Below are 22,023 nucleotides of genomic sequence, written 5' to 3'. Positions count from 1 at the left end.
GGTTGTCGGCTCGTCACCAGGCGGCGGGGGTGGAGTTGTAGTCGTCGTTCCCGCCGCCGTCGTCGGTGTTGCCGCCCACCTGCTGCCAGTCCGGCTGGTTGCCGTTGGCGTCCTTGGGGCCGCGGGTGTACTCGGTGCGGTCGCCGTCACTGCCGGTGGTGACCATCGTGCCGCTGCCGTCGGAGTTGAGGTTGGTCTCCGAGTGGACGGTGCTGCCGTCCGGGTAGGAGGTGTCCGTGGTGTAGTGGTTGCCGTCGCTGGAGTAGTTGGTCACCGACGTGTACGTCTTGCCGTCGTAGGTGACCGTGGACTCCTCCTTGATCACATGGTGCTGGTCGTCCAGGGTGAGATGCGTGTGGACGCTGCCCCGCTCCGTGGTGATCGTCTGGTCCAGCGGCGGGTCCCCGGGATCGGTGGCGGAGCAGAAGTCCGGCATCGTGCCGTCCGGGCCCGGCACGCACTGGTCCAGGTGGGACTGCTTGTAGTCCCACAGGTCCTTGTCCCGGAAGTAGTTCTGCAGACCCAGGTTGCTGCCCGTGATGCCCATGCCCTGGGCCAGTTCGGAGTCGAACGACAGGAAGGCCTCGCCCACCGAGCCGAAGGCGCCCGCCAGTTCCTTGAGGCCCTTGTCCGCGTGGGACATGGTGCTGCTGGCGTTGTCGTAGAAGCCCGCGAGCGCGTCGGCCAGGGTCTGGTCGCCGAGGACCGTCAGGGCGTCGCTGGAGGTGTAGCCGTCGTAGTCCGTCTGGCCCAGCCGGGAGAACGTGCTGTTGTCGAGGAGCGGACCGATGTCACCGGCCAGGTTCTCCAGGTCCCGTTTGGCGTCGTTCAGGACGTTGTATTCGATTTTCAGTGAATCGGCCATGCGTGGGCCTCCCAGTCGAGACTCCGGTCAGTTGGACCACGCCGCACACGCCCCGCCGGTTCACCGCAAACGGAGGGTGTAACTCAGATCACGTGAACCGCATCGGCCGCTGTGGCGTGGTCTGTTGGGGAGTGACCGCCCCGAGCCCCGCAGCTTCCGGGAGGAACTCGTATGCCACGCCCGACCGACTGGAACGCGATCGGGCTCGACGGCGACCCCACACCGGGCGATCCCGACCAGATCCGGACCCTGTCCACCGAGCTCAACAACCTGGGCTCCGAAGCCCGGCGGATCAGCACGGCGATCGACGCGGTGATGAACACCGCCGGTGACAGCGTCTTCGTCGGCGAGGCCGCCAACGCCCTGCGGGACAAGGTCAACGACCGGTTGCGCGGGCACATCGAGGACGTGGCGCAGTCCTTCGAGACCGCGGCGAGCGCGCTGACCACCTGGGCGGACAAGCTGGTCGATCTCCAGTCACGCGCCGACGGCGCCCTCAACTCGGGCCGGGGGCTGTCCGAGGACGATCCGAACCGGGACACCTACGCCTCGACGGCCCGGCAGGCCGGCACCGAGCACGGCGAGGGCGCCGCCACGGCGGCGGGCAGCATCTCGGGCGTCTCCAACATCCAGCTGCCGATCTCCAAGTGCCAGATCTTCTGGGAGGCGTTCCAGTGGCTGGCGATCATCCTGATCGTGCCCGCCCTCATCTTCGGCGGCCCGATCGCGCTGCTCGCCCTCGGCGTCAACCTGACCCTCTTCATCAAGACGATCGTCGACTTCGCCAACGGTGACGCCAGCTTCCTCGACCTGTTCCTCGCCGGGCTCGGCATCCTGGCGCCCACCACCAAGGCGCTGCCGATCTTCCAGATCATCAAGGGTGTCGGTACGACGGCCTTCGCCAAGGGCTTCGCCAACATCGCCCGGGGCACCTTCCAGGCCCTGCGCAACCTGTTCACCAACGGGTTCCGCCCCACCACCCTGCTGCTCGGGCTGAGGGACCTGGTCCGGCTCGGCAGCACCTGGGTCTACAAGGGCGGCCTGTGGGTGCTGGACGGCATCCACAACCTGCCCAACATCATCAGCCACGGCGTCAACTCCGTCGGCCTGACGATCGTGCAGGGCTTCAAGGCGATCCCCGGGTTCGTCCGCGGACTGCCCGAGACCTTCTCCCGGGGCTGGCAGGCCACCAAGACATGGGTGGGCCAGGAGTTCGGCGGCACCAAGTGGCTGCGGATCTTCCTGCCGGTGGACGCGGCGGAGATCGGCGAGTACGGCTTCGCGCGCGCCCTGCGGATCAGCCTCTTCGACCGCGGAGTGCTCGGGCAGCACGTCTTCGGCGCCCCGATCACCGGTGCCGTCGGCCGCACGATCAGCTCGGTCCCGGTCGACCCGCGCACCGTCGACGCCCTCGTCGACATGCCGCGCATCCAGCTGAACGAGGTGCGGTTCGGGACGGGTTCCGGGCAGAGCAGCATCCGCAACCTCGACCTCAACATCCCCAGCACGCATCTGGACGTCACCTCGACCCTGCGCCCGCCGACCCTGAACCTGGGTGACGTGGGCGCGATCGCCCACCGCGGCAACTTCGGTGTCCACGCGGCGCGTACGGTGGACGCGCTGGTCGACATGCCCCATGTGCAGCTGGGCAACGTCCACGTGGAGAACTTCGGGGCGCTGGGCGGGCGTTCGGAGCCGGTCGGGGTGAGCGTCGGTGCCACGCCGACCATCACCACCGCGTCCGGCCTCCATGTGCCCGCGTCGGCCGGTGTCCCCGGCGCCACGCACGGCATCACCAACACCCCGGTCACGGCCGTCTCCGGGGGCGCCCACACCACGCTCACCGGGCTGCCCGCGACCCCGCACGCCGTCACCGCCACCGGCGAGGTCCTGGTGCCGGGCGGCGCGCACGGCAGCACGCACGCACCGGGCACCTCGATCCTCACCGGCACCCACGCCTCGCCGCCCCCGGTGGCCGCCACGCTCGGCGACCTGTCCACGCCGGGCTCGCCGACGGCGGGCACCCTGCACTCCGCGTTCACCGGCAACCCGGGCGTGGGCACCGTCCACGCGCCCGGCACCCCCGGCCTCGGCGCCGTCCACACCACGCTGACCGGCACGCCGGGCACGAACCTCGCGCACACCGCACTCAACTCGTCCCCCGCGCCGGGGGCCCCGCACGACGTGACGGCCCCGAACAGCCTGCTCACCGGCCCGACGACGGTGGCCCACCCGTCCCCGACCGGGATCGGGCACGGCGGGCCGGGCGCCGTCGACGCCAACGTTTCGGCGTTCGACCTGCTGGCGGGCGGCCACCGCAACACACCGAACACCCCCGTGGCCCCCGGCACCGGCAGCACCCTCGCCGACCGCACCACCAGCGCCCTGCACGCCAACCAGACCCGGCTCCACCTCGACGAACTGGTCCACCACCCGGGCTCGCCGCGCCCCGGCACCCCGCCGGAGCAACTGCCGCACGGCTCGCCGAGCCCGGCGCCGGGCACGCCGGACCGGCTGACGGTCAACCCCGGTGCGTCGGACGGGCTGACCGTCCGCCCCGGCGCGTCGGACCGGCTCACGATCACTCCGGCGACACCGGACCGGCTGACCGTGCACCCCGCCACGCCCGACCGGCTCACGGTCGGCCCCGGGTCCTCCACGACCCCCGACCGGGTCACGGTCAACCCCGGCACGCACGAGTCGGCTCCCGCCCCCGTCGGCGGCTCCGGGCACCCGGGCGGCCCCGGTGGCGGTGACCACGGCCGTTCCGCGCTCGGCCTCGTCGACACCGGTCGCAGCGCCCGTGGGACCGACACCCCCGCCCTCGCCGGTACCCCCGCCCATACGGACACCGACAAGGGCCTGGCCGGCTCGGCCTCGGGTGCCTCCGGGCACACCCCGGAGAGCCTGTCGCCGCACACCACGCCGACCCCGCCGGAGACCCACACGCCGCTCGCCGGGCAGCACACCCCGGCGCCCGCGCCGCACACGGCCGACGGCGGCGTCCCCTTCCACCAGCTCCTCCAGGACGCCGACGTCATCAGGGTCCCCGGCAACCACGAGCTGGCGGTCAAGGCCCCGCGCGGCGGCACCCCCGAACTCCACGGCACCGCGGTCGACTCGGGCCTGTACTCCGTCCAGAAGCAGGGCATGGGCTTCGTCGTACAGCAGCTGGACTCCGTCGGCGGCACCGTCGTGCACACCTGGACCTTCAAGCGGCTGGGCGGCATCCGCCTCGCCGAGGAGACCGTGCGGTTCGGCGACGGACCGTTCGGCGGCGTGAGCGTCAAGGTCGCGGGCAGGTCCGTCGGCGCCGTGACCGACGGCACGGGCACCTGGCCGGCGAAGCTGCTCGGCGACAACCGGATCATGATCGCCTCGTCCTCCGGCAGCCATGTCTACAACCGGTCCACCGGCGAACTCCTCCACTCCGCGACGGCGGACGTCGCCCTGCCCCCGCGTCCGGCCGAGCTCACCGGCGCGGCCGCGGACAGCTGGGACGCCGCCGCCCACGCGGCCCGCGGCCACATGGGCACGGCCGCGGCCGACACCGACGTCAAGCTGTTCATGCAGGGCGTCATCGGCGGCGCCTTCACCTCGAAGAAGGGGTACGGCGGCTTCGTCAACCCCAGTGCCCTGGAGGCGAGTCCGGGCCTGGTCGGCAAGGTCGAGCGGTTCAACAAGGTCGCCACCGACCTGATGTTCGAGGGTCCCAACCAGCGCATGACCGTGTGGCGGGGCGTGTCCATGGACCCGCGGGCGGCCCAGGCCGACGTGTTCGTGGAGCGGCTGCCCGCCTCGACCTCCAACAACCGCGCCTTCCAGGCGGAGTGGGCGAAGAACGGCGTCAACAGCAACCGGGTCGTCTTCGAGATCGACGTACCGGCCGACCACGGCAAGGTCGCCATGGCCTACCCGCCGGGATACGAGCGGGCCGCCGACGACGCGGTCGCGCTCAACCAGGACCAGTGGGAGATCACCCTCTCCCCGACCCGGCTCGAGCGCACCGGACCGGCCCGGGTCGAGGACGGCATCACGATCGTCCCGGTGCGCGCCAAGCAGATTCCGGACGGCCAGCTCGGGAAGCTCATCGAGGAGAAGTGGCAAGGGCTGCCGTCGGGCGAGGCGTTCGAGGACTTCGGCCGCGCCTTCGGGCAGGACGCGGTGCGCCGCTGGGAGGGCCTGGGCGACGCGGTCGTACGGGAGGGCGGTGACGGCCCGCATGTGAAGACGTTCACCGTCAGCCGACCGGGCTTCGCGGACGAGATGACCATCGCCGTCACCCACAAGGTGGACGACAACGCCGTCTCGGTGACGATGACCGGCGGTGCCCGCACGTTCAGCAAGGAGTGGAGCGGAACGGGCTTCAACGAGCTCGCCGCCGACCTGCGCGGCCATGTGCTCCACAACAACGAGCTGCTCAACTCCCTGCCCACACCCACGTCATGGGGCAAGGAGCTGCCGAGCCCGGTCCACCCCACGACCCACGCAGAGACGACGGTCCCACGCCCGACCGGCCCCACCACCCACGCGGACACGACCGTCCCGAGCCCGACGCGCGGCACACCCGACACGGAGACGGCGGTCCCCGGCCCGACCCACGCCACGCCCGACACGGAGACGACCGTCCCGGCCACGGTCCACACCAACCCCGACACGGACACCGCCGTCCCCGCCACGGTCCACACCACCCCCGACGCCGAGACGACCGTCCCGAGCCCGACCCACTCCACCCCCGGCACGACGACCGCGCCGCGGCCGGACGCCCCGCACGCCGGGGGCCAGGAGCTGCCGGGGCGCGGGGCGCGGCTCACTCCGGCCGAGATCGAGCAGGCGTGGTTCCGGGACGGCCAGCGGGTCGACGCGCTGTTCGGCCACGTGGACAACCCGCTGCGCCAGGCCCGCCGCGAGGCCTGGCGGGATCATGTGCAGGCCCGCTACGACCTGGGCCGCGCCGAGCAACTGCTGCCCGACCACGGCCTCGCGGGCGGCTCCCGTGGCCCCAGCCCCGACGAGATCCGCGCCCGCGAGAACGTCGACATGGCGCAGCAGCGGTACGACGCCACCCACCACCGGTTGTCCGAACTCGGCATCGACCCGGTACGCATGGAGGCCGACCTCACCGCCCTGCGCCAGCTCAGCCTGAAGGAACGGCCCCGGCTGACCGGCGGCACGGCCACCCCGGCGAGCGACGCGACACCCACGCCCGCGACGCCCGCTCCCGCCGTCCACGGCGAGACGAACGCGGCCGCCGCCGCGCCGCCGCCCCGCCGGCTCGGTGAGATCCTCAACGACCAGGCCAAGGCCCATCAGGAGCTGCAGCAGGCGGAGATCAAGCGGACGCAGGCCGGCAAGGACGCCGACAAGATCGCGGAGGCGAAGGACGAGTTCACCCAGGCGGACACGAAGTTCAAGGAGACCTCCCGCGAACTGGACGACGCGTTCCAGCACGAGCTGGACAACAGCCGGCTCTCACAGCGTGAACTGAACCAGCTCGTCGACCAGTTCGCGGGCGCGGGCGACATCGGGCGGGCACGGGCCCTGCAGAGCCACGCGCTGGAGCTCGACGTCCGGACCCGCGCCACGGCCGACGGTTCGGCCCGCCCTGACCAGTTCATCAGGACCGGCCAGGAGATCCAGGACCAGTCGCGCCATGTGCAGCAGCTCGCCAACGACCTCGAAGGGCACGTCAAGGCGGGCTCGATGGCCCCGGCGGAACTCAAGGAGCTGGCCGGCAAGCTCGACAAGGCCGCCACCGAACTCGACGCGGCACTGCAGGGCCATGTCACCGACGCCGCCCGGTTCGGCGGCGGCTACACCCTGCGCAACGAGCACGGTCCCGTCGCCGCCGTCGCCCACCACCTCGCCAAGCTGGTCGACGAGGCCGCCCAGGCCGCCAAGCCGGGCGACTCCATCGTCCTCGAGCGCTTCCTCGGCACCGACGCCTCGGTGGCCCATGTGCAGCGCGATCTGCCCGCTCTGGTCCGGCGCTACCGCGAGAACCAGGCGTTCGGGGACGTGCACACCGGAACCCAGTGGAAAGCCGTGCTGCCCGGCACCGAGGCACAGTGGCAGAAGGTGTTCGACAAGTTCCAGGACTTCGACAAGCTGTCGCGGTCCCAGCAGCACGGGTTCGTGCGCGCGCTCTCCGAGAAGAACATCAAGGACCTGCGCACCGAGGTCGACGACCTGCTGAAGAACATGCCGGCCACGGAGCGCGCGCAGTTCGAGCAGCTGCTGGACAGGCTTCAGGACCTGCCCTACCGGATCAAGCACGCCACTCCGGCCTACCACGCCATCGCCAACAGCGGTGTGATGTCGTCCCAGGGCGACCTCGCCCGCCGGGGCATGAAGTTCCTCGCCTCCGGCAAGAGCTCGGCGAAGAACACCTCCAACCTCGGCAACGACGACTTCGTGTTCTTCCGTATGGAGGTCGGCGACAAGCCGATGGCGACCCGGTACGGGCCGACCACCCTCGTCTTCGACGCGAAGGTGCTCGAGGAGCGGGGCGGCTGGGTCTCGCTGCACGACCAGCTGCACCCGCTCGACCGTGACACGATGAGCCGGCTCAAGGTCGGCGACGACGTCGTCCGCAGCGCGAAGTACGACGACGGCTTCGACGAGGTCGGCAAGCGCGGCCGCTGGACGTACACGTACAACGGCACGAGAACCCGCCAGGTCTCCTTCGAGCAGGAGGTCTTCCACGGTGAGCACGTGCGGGAGGCGCTCTCCCTGTCGGTGGTGCGCGAAGTGCACCTCATCGGCGGCACCTTCAAGGACGACGTCTTCCGGCTGCTCGCCGACGCCAAGAGCCCGGAGGAACTGGGCGCGGTCATCTCCAAGCTGTATCGGCCGGAGGCGAAGTTCGGTTCCGGACTGCCCATCAACCCGCACGGGAGCGACGTCAGGACCGAGTGGCCGCAACCCCTCGAAGTCCACGACAAGGACGGCGACGGACGCTATCTCGCCGACGGCACGGTCGACCCGGCCGCACGGGCGGCGGGCAAGGCGTTCGACGAGGCGTCCGACCGGGTGCGCCAGGCGGACAACGCCGTCAAGAGCGGCAACAACAAGGGGCTCCGCTACAACCTCAACAAGGCGCGACCGCACGCGGAGCAGTCGGTCGACCTGACGCGGGAGTTCCACGCCGTCGCCGACGGCCCGCGCAAGGACATGGCGCAGAAGCTGCTCGGAGAGCGTGTGAAGCTCCTGGGCGACATCGACGACCGCATCACACAGCTGAGGACGGAGCCGAAGGCGGCCAAGGCCCCGGCCGTCAAGACCCCGGATGCCGGGACCTCCACGGCGGCCCCCGGCGCGGGCACGGTCGACCTGAGCGAGCTGCCGCAGCGGGCCGAGCACGCGCTGGCGTCGATCCCCGGCATCACCGAGGACATGAAGCAGATGGCCCGGGCGCTCGGCCACTCGGACGGCTTCCGCGTTCTCAAGAACGCCAGCAGGCCCTCCCACACCAAGGCGGCGGTCGGTCTCGGCAAGACCGAGTTCAAGGCCGCGTTCGAGCACATGCACAAGGCCGGGCTGGTACAGGGGGAACCGGAGGGTCTCCGCCTCACCGCCGACGGCCGCAGGCTGCTGCTGCCGGCAAAGCCCGACACCGACCTGCCGGTGCCCTCCACGTCCACCGTGACCGAGGGCCTCGCGGGCCCGGCGCACAGCCAACCGCCCCTCGGACACGCTCCGTTCGGCCCCGAGACCAAGCCGCCGGCCCTCGCCTCGGACGGCACCACGGCGCACGCCTTCGACACCCACTCCCCCGCACCGCACCGCATCGACACCGGCACGCCACCGCCGCGCATCGACGACCCCGTGACCATCGGGCACCCGACCGACACGGAGACGGCAGCACCCCCGCGCCTGACGGACACCACCACACCGTCCCGCCTCACGGAGACGGACTCCTTCCGCCCTCACCCACTCGACACCGACACGACGGCGCCCCACCTCGCGGACACCGACACGACCACACCGCACCTCGCCGACACCGAGACCGTCACGCACCACCTCGCGGACACGGACACGACCGCACCGCACCTCTCGGACACGCACACCATCACGCCGCACCCCGCGGACACGCACCCGATCACCCCGCACACCGCCGACACCGAAACCGGCACCGTCGTGCGCGACTTCGGCGACATCCACACGCCGGCGCCCCACCACAGCGACACCGGCGGCACCGCGCCGCTGTCCCCGAACGACAGCGGCCGGCCGGGTCGCGGCGGCTCCGGGCGGCCGCTCGGTGACTCCGTCCTCGACGACATGCTCCAGCCCCCGCGGCGGAACACCGACACCACCCCGAGCACGACCGCGCCCGGCGGCACCAGTCACCAGGCCGCCGCGCCCGACCTCCTCGACCGGGCCGTCTTCCGGCGCAGTACCTGGCGCACGACCGGCATCCGCTCCGAGTCGCAGATCCGCCATGTCGACGACGCGCTGGCCGCCTTCCACCGCGTCCCCGCCGACCAGTTGGCTCGGCGGGCCGAGGCCCTCGACAACCTGGCCGGAGCCGCCGAGCACTTCCTGGGGGTCCGTCCGGAGTCGGTGCGCAGGGCCGGTGTGGAACGGCTCCTGCACCAGGTACGGGCCGAGGCGGACGCGTACCGTCTGCTCGACGACTACCGGCGGTTCGGCGGCGCGAACGGGCTGGCCGACCGCACTCGTTCCGCCCTCGCGACCGGCGGCACCGGCCCGGAAACGCGCACCCGGCTCGAGACCATGCTCGGCAGCCTCGAACGGATCCAGCAGGCCCAGCGCCGGACCGACGCCCTGGACCTCCTCGACATCGCCCCGCCCGCACCGGTCAGGAACGGCGGGGACACACTTCCGCCCGCACCGGTCCGCCTGGACGGCGACACGACCCCCGCGGCACCGGTCCGACTGGACAGCGACACCACCCCCGCGGCACCCGTCCGGCAGGGCGACGACACCGCAGTCACCACCCCCCTTCGCCAGGACGTCGACACGACCGTCACCACCCCCCTCCGCCATGACGGCGACCCGACCATCACCACACCCCACCGCCAGGACGGCGACCCGACCATCACCACACCCCACCTCCAAGACGGCGACACCACCATCACCACGCCGCCCGGCCAAGGCCGCGGCAAGGGCCGGGCCATGCCTGCGCAGCAGGGCGGTGAGACGCCGTGGGCCGGGGATTCCGCCCAGCTCGACGAGTTCCTCGGCGGCGAGGGCCGGCCGTTGCGCGAGGCCTGGACCGACCTCGCGTCGGCCCGGCAGGAGCTGAACCGGGTCGAGGAACTGCGCCGTGGACCGGGCGGAGCCAGCACCTCGCAGGGTGTCAGCGCCTTCGACGTGCAGCTCAACCACGAACTGATCGCCGCCCAGGACAACTTCCGCGCCGCGTACCAGAGGCTGGAGGACATCGGCGTCCGTCCGACCGACATCGAGGCGCGGATCCACGAGATCGACGTGGAGGCCACCCGGCGCGGCGCGACGCTGGGCGCGGGCAAATTGAACACGCTGCCCGACTCCGTCCCGGCCACGGTCAACCACATCGCGCTGAGCAACTCCGGTGTGTCCGGGCCGAACCACCTCACCATCGAGCGCAGCGTGGGCGAGAACGGCGCGGTGACGCTGCGGGTGCTCGACGGGCAGCTGCAGCCGGACCCGGGACGCACGGTCACCCCCCGTCAACAGGACGGCGGCTTCGACGTGCGGCACACCGCGTCGGACACCGTCACGACGTACACCGCGGACGGTCACCGGATCGCCGACGACATCCCGCTGTACGACGGCGGCGGGCAGCCTACGGGCCTGCGTCTGCACACGGATCTCGACGGTCACGGCCGTCCGGCGACCGTGACCGTCGAGGGCCCCGGCGCGGACCGTCTGACCGCCTTCACGCTGCCCGGCGACACGACGCGGATCACCCACCTCGACACCGGCGTCACCCACCGCGTCGACACGCTGGGCCTCCGGCTCGACGAGGGCGTCCAGCTCACCGGCCGGAACGGCGTCCCGGCCGAGGGCGACCTGGTCCGGGTCGCCGACGGCACGGGCGTCCATGTCACCGATCTCGCGGGCGACCGCCTGGACCGGCACGTCCAGGACCTGGGTGACGGGAACGGGGTCAGGGTCACCGACGGGACGACCGGCGTGTCCGTGCGTCATGACGGCCAGGGCCGGCTCCAGGAGACCGGTGTGTCGCTCACCGACCCGCAGGGCGGGCGCGGGCAGCGCTTCCTGGCCGACGACGGCCCCGGCGGCTTCGCCCTCACCGACGCGGCCGGCACCCGGGGGACCGGGACGGTCACCGAGCTGCCCGGCGGCGCCGGGTTCCGGGTCACCGACGACACGACCGGTGTCACCACCCGGTACGCGGTCGACGGCCGTTTCCAGGACACCGGCGTGGCCCTGTTCGACCCGGCGGCGAACGCGCGCGGCGGCCGGATCGCCGTACCGGACGGCGCGGGCGGCCACCGGCTCACCGACATGGCAGGGCAGCCGCTGCCGCAGCGGGTCGTGGAGGTGGGCGGCAACCGGCTGCGCACCATCGACGACATCACCGGCGACTCCGTGCTGCACGACCCGCAGGGCCGCCCGGCCGGCACCTCGACCGCGCTGGCGGACCCGGCCGGCGGGCAGCGCGGCGGGCGGTTCGCCGGACCCGACGGGGCGGGCGGCCACCGCCTCACGGACGCCGACGGCAACCCGCTGCCCGACGCGGTCACCGCCCTCCCGGGCAACGGCGGCTTCCGCACCGTCCACGCCACCGGCCACCACACCTTCGGGCCCAACGGCGACTTCGCCGGCGACGGACTGCGGCTGACGGGACGCGACGGCGGTCCGGCCGGACATCTCGACCGCCCGCGCGGCCACGCCCCCCGCCGCCTCGACGACGGCTTCGCACCGGACCCGACGCGCGCGGTCACCATCGATGCGGCCGGCCGGATCGAGATCGCGCTGCCGGGTGGCGGCCACGAGCTCTTCGACCGGAACACCGGCCTGTTCGTCGGGGACCGGGTCGGGTTGCCCGGCGGCGGCCACCGGATCACCCTGTCCGACCGGACCTTCACCCGGTACGACGGCCAGGGCGCCGTCACGGCCACCGGCTCACCGCTGCCCGCGGGCCAGGGCGGACGCTTCCTCGTCATGGAGCCGCCGACCGCCGCGCGTCCCGGCGCCTGGCTGGAGGACGCGGCGGGCACCAGGCTCCCGCACTGGGACGTCGTACACCGGCCCCAGGGCACCACGCGCATCGAGTTCAACGGACGCACGAGTCCGCGGCACGGCGAGTTCCTGGAGCTGGACGCGGGCGGCGCCGCGGTCCGGCAGGGCTTCAACGTGCTGGACAAGGGACGGCGCACGGACTTCCTGTACGTCGTCGACCACAACGCCGGTACCTGGCGACGGACCACCCGGGCCGGGGCTCCCACGGCCGCGGGTGCGTTCCACCACGGCACCGCCGACCTCTCCGGTGCCGCCCGCGGGCAGATCCGGCTGCTCGGCTCGACCAGGACGCAGGTGCCGGTCTTCGAGCGGCGGGTGCTGCCGGGTGCGGCCGGCGATGTCGTCGACTCCTTCCGCCGTACCGACACGATCGCCTTCGCCCGTACCAACCCCCGTACCCACTGGGTGCGCTGGGACGACACCGGGACTCCGGTGGGCACCGGCAGCCGGCACTACGACACGGCGGGCACCGGCTGGCGCGACACCGACGGCTGGGGCCGCACGGTGCGCGAGTACCGCGACGGGCTGCAGAAGTTCAACGGCCGGGCCGGGCACACCCTGGGCGTCGACAACGGCAACGGCGCCTGGACCTGGCACCGTTACGACGGCACCGGCACGGAGATCGCCTCGGGTCCGCGGACCCGTGAGCACGTCGGCAGCGGCTGGACCGACCGCACCGCGGGCGGTGACCTCGCCCAGCGGCAGTGGGGCATGGCCGAGTGGCCCGAGCGGGCCGGCCAGTACCAGGAGCACGCCATGAACGCGGACGGCTCCCTGCGCGGCACCTGGGAGCGGCAGTCCCCGCACGGCAAGGAGGTCGGCAAGCACGAGGTGTTCGGCGACGGCTTCCTCACCACCGACCGGTGGCGCGAGCAGCGCCCGCCCACCTGGGTCCGTACCCGCTGGCTGGCCGGCGCCGAACACACCCGGCCGCCATACGCCCATGTCCGGGGCGACGACACCTACCAGGTGTTCACCTGGAGCAGGGAGGCCGGCGACGGCACCGTGAGCGGCTCCGGTGTGCGGTACGTCGGCATGGACGGCAGCGCCCTCGACCTGGCGGCCGACGGCGGTTTCGCACGGTTCAGCGGCAAGCTGCACGACGGCAGCACCCTGAAGGTCGGCGACCACGCCCAGGTCCCGGACCCGGCCGTCCACCAGCCGCCCGCCGGTGGCAACGCCCACGCCTGGTCGGAGTCCGGTGGCCGCCGGGGCTTCCGCGTGCAGGTTCAGAACGACCCGAACGGTGTGCTCTGGCGGGACGTCCACATGGACGCGGGCAACCTCCAGGTGGCCCGGGAGGGCCGCCCCGGCGGGGTCGTCCGGGAGTTCACCGGTGACCGCCTGTGGGTCGACCGCGACCCGCACGGCAATCTCGTCGGGCAGAGCCATGCCAACCCGGACGGCACCGCCGGTCATGTGGTCCAGGGCTCCGGCCGCGCCGACTCCGGCCGCTGGACCTGGCGCGAGTTCGACGCCCAGGGTGCCGAAGTCGGGTCCGGACGGCGGGAGTTCTTCCGCGGTTCCACCGACTCCCGGCTCCCGTGGGACGACTCCTACCGGGACTACGACGCCCACGGGAACCTGGTGCGCGAACGCCGCATGCTCGACTCGGGCCGGTATGTCGACGCCTGGCGCGACAACCAGGGCGCCTGGCACGCCGGTGCCCGTGAACGCAACGGCACTCCCATCGCCGTGGGCAACGGCGACCAGGTCCGCCGCTGGTGGAACGGCCGTGCCTGGCAGGACCGGTGGACGGACGGCGCCCGGCACTTCCGGGACGAGCTGCGCGGTCCCGGTCAGGCACCGCCCGTCGTGCTGCGCGAGACGCCGCTGCACAACGGCGGTCCGGTGCGGGTACGGGCGTACAGCACGGCGGTCACCCCGAACACCCCGGCCGGTTCGGTCTGGAAGGAGTTCGACCACGGCGCTGTGGTCCGGGAACGCAAGGCGGACGGCGGGGGGTTCCTGGAGACCGACGCCTGGCGCGGCCAGTGGAACCGCTACAACGGGAACGGTGATCTGATCGCCCAACGCACCGCCAACGGGCTGGTGTTCGAGCGGGACACGTTCAACACCTGGCGGCTGGTGGGCAACGAGTACGACTTCCGCGGTCCGCTCACCGAGATCCGCGGCTGGGGCCGTACGACCCGTGAGGCCCAGCGCATGCCCTGGTCGGGGACCGTCCTGCCGGACGGCAACGCGGCGCTGCGCGAGGCGCGTTACGAGCCGTACTGGAAGAGCGTGGCCAAGAAGGCGGCGCTGGAGTTCGGTCAGGAGTTCATCCTGGAGTTCGGTGCGAACCTCGCCGTCAACGGGATCGTGGCCGCCGTCCAGAACAAGCCGTTCACCGGCAAGGACGCGCTCAAGTCGTTCGCGAACGCGGCGGTCGGCGCGGGTATCAAGACCGGTCTGAGCACCGCGGTGCACGAGAACCGGGCCCTCGGGTTCGAGAATCTCGGCAAGTTCAAGGCGGGCATCGCCAACGTGGACGGCGGCAAGCCGTGGACCCGGCGTCCGCTCAACCACGACAAGACCTGGGTCAACGAGTGGGCGGGCAACGAGACGCCGACCCGCTGGCGCGGCGGCATCTACGACTACTCGTTCGGTGTGTTCAGCAGCGCGCTGTCCGGCTGGGTCAACGGCAGTATGAACGCGGCCGTCTGGGGCGTCACCAACGCCGACGGGCAGACCGTGAAGCTGCACGGCGGGGACGCGGTGTGGGAGGGCGGGATCAACGCCGCCGCCTCCGTCACCACGGCCGCGACCACCGGACTGGTCAAGAACGTCTTCGTGATGAGCGCCGGCAGCCGGCTCTTCCACCGCCAGGGCTTCGCCGACTTCTGGATCCAGCTACCCTTCAAGATCTTCGAGAAGTCGATCCAGTCGCTGTACCTGACCAGTACCTACCGTGCGAGCATCAATCCCACCTATTACCAGGCACCGTGATCAAGGCAGCGGCGATCACCGAGGACTGAGGAACGTAGATGACCACCCGTCACACCGTGGCGCCCAAGGGACAGGGCGGCCGGGGCGCGTACCGGACCATCGGCGAGGCGGTACGCGCCGCCTCGCCCGGCGATCTGGTGGTGATCGCCCCCGGCACCTGGACCGAGAACCTGGTCCTCGACCGTGCCGTGGTGCTCACGGCTGAGCACGGCCGGGGCAGCGTGGTGATCGCGGCGCCGCCCGGTGAGGCACCCGCGGTGGCCGTGGACGGGCCGGACTGCGCCCTGCACAACATCACCGTGTGGGGTTCCGACGCGAGCCTGCCGGCCGTGAGCGTGTCGCCCGGCGCCGGGCTGGTCCTGGAGGAGTGCTCGGTGGAAGGCGGCCGGGTGCAGGTGAAGGGCCCGGAGGACGAGGAGGGCGGTACGACGGCCGTCGTACTGCGCCGCTGCCGTGTGGAGGGCGCCCGGCTGGCGGGTCTGCACCTCGCGGGGGGTGTCCGCGCGCGTGTGGAGGACACGGCGGTCACCGGCATCGACGGCACCGGCGTCGTCCTGTCCGGTACGGCGAGCCTGGACGCCGTACGGCTGCGTCTGGAGCGCACGACCGGGTCCGGGGTACGGCTGCGCGGCCGGGCCCGGCTGCGGCTGACGGACTCGGTGCTGGCCGGGAGCGGTCGTGCGGGGCTGCTCCTGGAGGACTCCACCGAGGCCACGGCCGGGGAGTCGCGGATCGAGACGTCCGGTGCGGCGGGGGTGCATCTGACCGGGTCGGCGTGTGCCGAGCTGACCGACTGCCGGATCCGTGGCGCGGCCGCGAGCGGACTGGTCGTGCAGGAGACGGCCCGGCTCAGCGCCTCCGGCTGCTCGGTGGCCGATGCCGGGGCCAACGGGCTGCTGGTCACGGGCTCGGCCGAGGCGGACCTGGCCGACTGCCGGATCGACCGGAGCGCCTTCAGCGCGATCCACCTGGCGGGCACGGCGGTCGGCCGGCTCGCCGACTGCCGGGTGCGCGGCGGCGCCGAGCACGGTGTGCACGCCACCGGCGAGGCGCGGGTGGAGCTCACCGACTGCGGGATCGCCGACGTCGCCATGACCGGGATCAGCGTCCTGGAGCGGGCGACGGCCACGCTCACCGGCTGCCGGGTCGCCGGGTCCGCCGCCGGGATCGGTATCGGCTCGCCCGCCGGCAGCACGGTCGCCGACAGCACGGTCACCGGGACGAAGGAGATCGGCGTCCAGGTCGCCAAGGGCGCCGTCGCCTCGCTCGCCGGGATCCGGATCAGCGGCGCCGGGGCGGCCGGGCTGGTGGTCGACGAGGGCGCCGAGGCGACGGTCACCGGCGGCTGGGTCGAGGACTGCGCGGGCTCCGGCGCGGTCGTGTGGACCGGCGCCAGACCCGAGGTCACCGGGCTGCACATCGACCGGCCCGGCAAGAACGGCGTGTTCCTGGCGGAGGGCGCGGGCGGCACGTTCACCTCCCTCGACGTCACCCGCTCCGGCTTCCCCGCGCTGCATGTCGCCAAGGGCGCCGACCCGGTCTTCCGGCACTGCCGTATCCGTGACTGCGCGGAGGCGCTGGGCACGGACGACGGCGCCAAGCCGGTCCTGCAGGACTGCTCGGCCGACGGCACCCCGCTGACCTTCGGCACCCCGGCCGCGGCCCCGGCGAACGGTACGCCCGGCACGGCCCCCTCCCCCACTGCCGCCAAGTCCGCCGCCGACGCGGAGGAGCCGGAGGAGGAGAACCTGGAGGACCTGCTCGGCGAACTCCACGAGCTGGTCGGCCTGGACCGCGTCAAGCAGGACGTCGGTTCCCTGGTCAAGCTGATGCAGACGGTCCGCCGCCGTGAGGAGGCCGGGCTGCCCGCCCCGCCGCTCAGCCGCCACCTGGTGTTCGCCGGCAACCCCGGCACCGGGAAGACCACGGTCGCCCGCCTCTACGGCCGCCTCCTCAAGGCCCTCGGCCTGCTCCGCCGGGGTCATCTGGTCGAGGTCGACCGGACCGCGCTCGTGGGCGAGTACGTCGGCCACACCGGCCCGAAGACCACCGCCGCCTTCAACCGGGCCCTCGGCGGTGTGCTCTTCATCGACGAGGCCTACTCGCTGGCCCCGGCCTTCGCGGGCAACGACTTCGGCACCGAGGCCGTGGCGACCCTGGTGAAGCTGATGGAGGACCACCGCGACGACGTGGTGGTCATCGCCGCCGGCTACCCGGGCGACATGCACCGCTTCATCGGATCCAACCCCGGCCTCGCCTCCCGGTTCGGCCGCACCCTGCTCTTCGAGGACTACGAGCCGGCCGAGCTGGTGTCGATCGTCGAGTACCAGGCCGGCCAGCACCGCTACGAGCTCACGCCCACGGCCCGCACCGAGCTCGTCGGCCTCTTCGAGGCCATGCCCCGGGGCGAGGGCTTCGGCAACGGCCGTTCGGCCCGGCAGATCTTCCAGGAGACGACCGAACGCCAGGCCCAGCGCGTCGCCGAGCTCGCCGCCCCGACGCCGGAGCAGCTGATCAGTCTGGAGGCCCACGACCTGCCCCATCCGGCCGCGCGCTGAGGGCACGCGGCGTTCCGTACAATTTGAGGCCGAACGAAATTCGCGAAGGAGCCACCCGTGCCCGGTCAGCGGTCCATCACCGAAGCCGAGAAGCTCGCCTCGGCGAAGCTCGGCGGCACCCCGATCCGCCGGGACCAGATGGCGACCGTGGCGAACATCTACCGGGCCGCCTCCGCCGTGCGCCAGCACCTGGAGAACTCCGTGCTGCGCGGCTCCGACCTGACCTGGACGGCGTTCGTGGTGCTGTGGGTCGTTTGGGTGTGGGGCGAGTCGGAGACCCGGCATGTGGCGGAGGAGGCCGGGATCTCCAAGGGCACGCTCACCGGGGTGGCCAGGACGCTGGAGTCTCGCGGGCTGCTCAGCAGGTCCGGGCATCCGCGCGACGGCCGGCTGGTGCTGCTCAGCCTCACCGACAAGGGCGAGGAGCTGATGCAGCGGGTGTTCCCGGCGTTCAACGAGGAGGAGGCCTTCGTGACCTCCGGGCTCAGCGACGCCGAGTGCCGGGGTCTCGCGGAGGGGCTGCGGCGGGTCGTGCTCCAGGTGGAGGAGCACGGTGAGGAGCGGCGCCGCGAGCTGCTCGACGGGGCCGAGCCCGCACCGCGTCGCAGCGGGCGCCGCCCGAAGGCCTGATCAGGCGGCGGCCCGCACCAGCGCGTCGAAGAGCCGCTGCTGGACGGGGTCCTCGTGCGCGGTGTCCTCCGGATGCCACTGCACGGCGGTGAACCAGCCCCGGGCGCCGGGGAGTTCCAGTCCCTCGACCGTGCCGTCCGCGGCGGTCGCGGTGACGGTGAGCCCGTCGCCGAGCCGGTCCACCCGCTGGTGGTGGTAGCAGGAGGCGTCCGCCTTCTCCTCCCCCAGCGCCCGGGCGACATGGGAGCCGGCTCGCACGGTCACCGGGTGCCGCAGGTGCCGGTGGGTGCGGTCCGGGCCGCCCATGTCCTGCTCCAGGGTGCCGCCGAGCGCCACGTTCACGGCCTGGAGCCCCCGGCAGATCGCCAGCAGCGGCAGCCCCGACTCCAGTGCGCGGCGGGCGACTTCGAGATCGAAGGTGTCCTGGAGGTCGTCGACGTCGTAGACGCTCTCGTGGGTGTCGCCGGCGCCGTAGCGGTACGGGGCGAGGTCGCCGCCGCCGGGCAGCAGCACCCCGTCGAAGCGGGCGAGCCGGCCTGCCACGTCGGTGTCGGCGGGGTGGATGCTCGCGGGTTCGCCGCCGGCCCGCCAGACGGCCTCGATCAGGGCGCGGGCGTTGACCTCGGCGGCGAAGCGGAGGGCCGAGGTGGTGGCGGAGAAGCGGGCGGGTACGGCGATGAGCGGACGGGTCACAGCTGGATCCAGGTCGTCTTGAGTTCGGTGTACTTGTCGATCGCGTGCGCGGACTTGTCCCGCCCGTTGCCGGACTGCTTCATCCCGCCGAAGGGCACGGTCAGGTCGCCCTCCTCGTAGCAGTTGACCCAGACCGTGCCGGCCTTGAGGGCGCGGGAGACCCGGTGCGCGGTGGACAGGTCGGAGGTCCACAGTCCGGCCGCGAGCCCGTACTCGGTGGCGTTGGCGAGCCGGACCGCCTCGTCGAGGTCGTCGAAGGCGAGCACGGACAGCACGGGGCCGAAGATCTCCTCCCGGGCCAGGCGCATCCCGGGGTCGACGCGGTCGAAGACGGTCGGCCGCAGATAGCTGCCGCCGGTCTCCGCCAGCGCGCGCTCGCCGCCCGTACGCAGCCTGGCACCCTGCGATCGGCCGTCGGCGATGTGGTCCTGTACGCGCCCCAGGTGGGCCTCCCCGACCAGCGCGCCCATCTCGGTCGCGGGGTCGAGCGGGTCGCCGATCCGCAGTTCCTCGGCGCGGCGCACGATCGCGTCCGTGACGCGCTCGGCGATCGAGGAGTGGACCAGGAGCCGGGAGGGCGCGGTGCACATCTCGCCCTGGTTGAAGAAGATGCCCCAGGCGGCGGTGGCGGCGGCCCGGTCCAGGTCGGGGGCGTCCGGGAGGATGATGTTGGGCGACTTGCCGCCGAGCTCCAGCCAGACGCGCTTGAGGTTGGAGTCGGCGGAGTAGCGCAGGAAGTGGCGGCCGACGGCGGTGGAGCCGGTGAAGGCCAGGACGTCGACGTCCGGGTGGAGGCCGAGGGCGCGGCCGGCGGTGGGGCCGTCGCCGGTGACGACGTTCAGGACGCCCGGCGGGAGTCCGGCCTCGGTGCCGATGCGGCCGAGCAGCAGGGCGGAGAGCGGGGAGGACTCCGACGGCTTGAGGACGACCGTGCAGCCGGCCGCGAGCGCCGGGGCCACCTTCCAACTCGCCAGGGTGAGGGGGAAGTTCCAGGGGACCACCGCGCCGACGACACCGGTCGGCTCGCGGGTGATCAGGGCGAGGGCGTCGGGGGCGGTGTGCGGGGACTCGTCGGTGAGCTTGTCGGCCAACTGCCCGTACCAGCGGAAGGTGTTGATCGCGGCGCGCAGTTCGATGGCGTACGACTCGGTGATCGGCTTGCCCATCTCCAGGGTGATGGTGAGGGCGAGCTTCTCCCGCTGCTCTTCGAGGAGTTCGGCCATCCGCAGCAGGATCCGGCCGCGCTCGGCGGGGGCGAGGCGTGGCCAGGGGCCGGAGTCGAAGGCGCGGCGGGCGGCGGCGACCGCGTGGTCGACCTCGGCCTGGCCTGCGTCGCCGACCCGGGTGAGGACCTGTCCGTCGCGGGGCGAGACGACCTCGAAGGCCGCCCCCGCGCCGGGTTCGTCGGTTCCGTCGATGTGGTGCTGCGCGGGCAGGTCGAGAGCCTTGGCCCGGTGGAGCAGTTCGTCGTGGGTGAGATCCAGCATGGGGGTCCCGTCGGGGGGTCGGGGGCCCGGCCGCGTGGCGGCCGGGCCCGGCGAAGGTGGGTCAGCGACCGCGGACGACCCGTGCGGTCCCCGCCCCGAGCAGCAGCACCGCGGGTACGGCCAGGACCAGCCAGGTGGCCGTGGTGGGGTCGCCGCCGATGAGGGTCGTGAAGTTGGTGAGGACCACCCAGATCACGGCGGCGATGCCGAGGGCGCCGAGGGCCGGGGCGATCAGCGTGTTCCAGCGCCGGGTGTCGAGGCGCTCCCGGCGGAAGAAGACGATCACCGAGACCGAGGTCAGGAAGTACAGGAGCATGCAGGCCAGGACCCCGACACCGCTGAACCAGGAGAAGAGGGTGAGGACCGGGTCCTTGCCGGCGAGGGCGAAGGGCATCACGAGGAGCACGGCGATCACCGTCTGGACGAGGCCCGCGGCCCACGGCGAGTGCCGGTGGTTGAGGGTGCGCAGCCGGCCCGGCAGCAGGCCCTCGCGGCTGAGCGAGAAGAGGTAGCGGTTGGCGGAGTTGTGGAAGGCGAGGATGCCGGCGAAGAGGGAGGTGCCGAGCAGGATCGGCAGCACGTCGTTGACCCAGCCGCCGAACTGGGCGGCGATCGGCGCGAAGACGAACACGGTGGAGTCGCCGCCGGACAGGGCCTTGCCCGCGGCCGCGGTGACCTTCGAGGGGCCGTACGAGGAGACCAGCATCCAGGAGACGAAGGCGAAGAAGCCGGTGACGACGGCGACCGACAGATAGGTGGCCCGGGGGACGGTCTTGTGGGGCTCGCGGGCCTCCTCGCCGTAGATGGCGGTGGCCTCGAAGCCGAACATCGACGCGACGGCGAACATCAGGGCCACGCCGGGCGCGCCCTGGAGCACGGCACCGGGCGAGAAGGTGCCGCCGAAGTCGAGGCCCTCGGGGCCGCCGCCCTTGACGAAGGTGACCAGGGCGAAGACGAGCAGGATGCTGAACTCGGCCAGCACGAACACGGCGAGCACCTTGGCGCCCAGTTCGATGCCCGCGGCGCCCAGCACCTGGACGACGACCATGGTCACCAGGGCCCACACCCACCAGGCGATGTGCGCGCCGGAGTAGTGCTCGACCAGGCCGCTGACGGTGAACCCGTACAGGCCGTACATGGCGGCCTGGACCGTGCAGTAGGCGAACAGCGCGACCGCGGCGCTGCCGCTGCCCGTCGTCCGGCCCAGCCCCTTGCCGATGTACGTGTAGAAGGCGCCGGCGTTCACGACGTGTCGGCCCATGGCCACGAAGCCCACCGAGAAGAGCAGGATCACGGCTCCGGCGATGGCGTAGGCGGCCGGGGCCCCGGCGCCGTTGCCGACGGCCACGGCGATCGGGACGGCGCCCGCGATACCGGTGAGCGGCGCCTGGGCGGACAGGACGAAGAAGAGGATGCCCAGGACACCCAGGGCGTTGCGTTTGAGGGTGGCCGCGGGGCGGCTGCCCTCTCCGGTCTGCGGAGAGGCGTCGACCGTCTGACTGTCCACTCGGATCACCTGCTGAGGGGAAGGGAGGAGTTTTCGTTTTGAGCCAAACGAGTTGCCTCATGGTGGGCCGGAACTATCCATCTGACAAGGGGGTGGGAAAGGGAATTTACGCCAGGGAAA

At 72.5% G+C, this 22,023-nt stretch carries 7 protein-coding genes; 3 read left to right on the top strand and 4 right to left on the bottom strand.

Features of this window, described 5'->3' with window-relative positions; genetic code table 11:
- Positions 1–13: 13 nt before the first annotated feature.
- Entirely contained in the window at positions 14–865 is an 852-nt protein-coding gene (locus tag AB0D85_RS16365; RefSeq protein WP_362319890.1) for a hypothetical protein, read from the bottom strand.
- A 171-nt stretch (positions 866–1,036) separates the two neighbouring features.
- Here AB0D85_RS16365 and AB0D85_RS16360 point away from each other — a divergent pair, with 171 nt between their 5' ends.
- The 3 genes from AB0D85_RS16360 to AB0D85_RS16350 are packed head-to-tail and all read left to right on the top strand — an operon-like array spanning position 1,037 to position 18,216.
- Positions 1,037–15,028: a hypothetical protein gene (locus AB0D85_RS16360; RefSeq protein WP_362319887.1), complete on the top strand. Its 13,992-nt coding sequence runs from the start codon at positions 1,037–1,039 to the stop codon at positions 15,026–15,028.
- A gap of 38 nt (positions 15,029–15,066) precedes the next feature.
- Positions 15,067–17,586, top strand: a complete 2,520-nt coding sequence (locus tag AB0D85_RS16355; RefSeq protein ID WP_362319884.1) for a right-handed parallel beta-helix repeat-containing protein — start codon at positions 15,067–15,069, stop codon at positions 17,584–17,586.
- Between the two features lie 57 nt (positions 17,587–17,643).
- Positions 17,644–18,216 (top strand): MarR family transcriptional regulator, encoded by a 573-nt coding sequence (locus tag AB0D85_RS16350; RefSeq protein ID WP_362319881.1) that lies wholly within the window; start codon positions 17,644–17,646, stop codon positions 18,214–18,216.
- Here the strand turns inward: AB0D85_RS16350 and AB0D85_RS16345 are convergent, their stop codons facing one another.
- The 3 genes from AB0D85_RS16345 to AB0D85_RS16335 all read right to left on the bottom strand — a co-directional run bounded on the left by AB0D85_RS16345 (position 18,217) and on the right by AB0D85_RS16335 (position 21,903).
- Positions 18,217–18,909, bottom strand: a complete 693-nt coding sequence (locus AB0D85_RS16345) for a gamma-glutamyl-gamma-aminobutyrate hydrolase family protein (RefSeq protein ID WP_362319879.1) — start codon at positions 18,907–18,909, stop codon at positions 18,217–18,219. It lies immediately after the preceding gene.
- Entirely contained in the window at positions 18,906–20,396 is a 1,491-nt protein-coding gene (locus AB0D85_RS16340; RefSeq protein WP_362319876.1) for an aldehyde dehydrogenase, read from the bottom strand. The genes AB0D85_RS16345 and AB0D85_RS16340 overlap by 4 nt, the downstream gene beginning before the upstream one ends.
- 61 nt (positions 20,397–20,457) lie before the next feature.
- Positions 20,458–21,903 carry an APC family permease gene (locus AB0D85_RS16335; protein WP_362319873.1) on the bottom strand — a complete coding sequence of 482 codons (1,446 nt, stop codon included), beginning with the start codon at positions 21,901–21,903 and terminating at the stop codon, positions 20,458–20,460.
- Positions 21,904–22,023 lie beyond the last annotated feature (120 nt).

Source organism: Streptomyces sp. NPDC048277, from assembly GCF_040652235.1.
Lineage (GTDB): Bacteria > Actinomycetota > Actinomycetes > Streptomycetales > Streptomycetaceae > Streptomyces.
This window is presented reverse-complemented; position numbering and strand designations above follow the sequence as displayed.